Annotated in this window: 1 protein-coding gene; it reads left to right on the top strand. The window is 45.7% G+C overall.

Translation table 11 applies throughout. The features are described from left to right. Positions 1-350, top strand: a 350-nt coding sequence (locus tag ACYFDN_RS21435) for a hypothetical protein (RefSeq protein WP_483512654.1), incomplete at both ends; no start/stop codon positions are given.

Genomic DNA, 350 nt, shown 5'->3' with positions numbered 1-350 from the left:
GCGTGGTGGGAGCCGTGACCGCTCGGGCCAGCATGGTGGTGCCGGCACTGTTTATACAGAGCAAAAAGAGTCTGCTCCACGAGTGAATAATGTGGTTATTGGTGCTGGCAAAATCTCTAGCTTGATCGTTGAGTTTAATGTTGCCATTGACGTCGACAGTATTTCTGGAGAGGACTTTAAGTTAGTCACCGAACAGAATTACCAAGATATAATTGGTGTGTATAAACTGGATAGCTGGCGCTATAAAGCTGATCTTGCCACTTCCTTATGGGAAGACGAATTCACTCTTACTGTTGGCCCGCATATTTTTGCCGAAAATGGCAGAGGGATGGATCAAAACCAAAATAGTG

This window comes from Agarivorans sp. D1326, from assembly GCF_056958115.1.
This window is presented reverse-complemented; position numbering and strand designations above follow the sequence as displayed.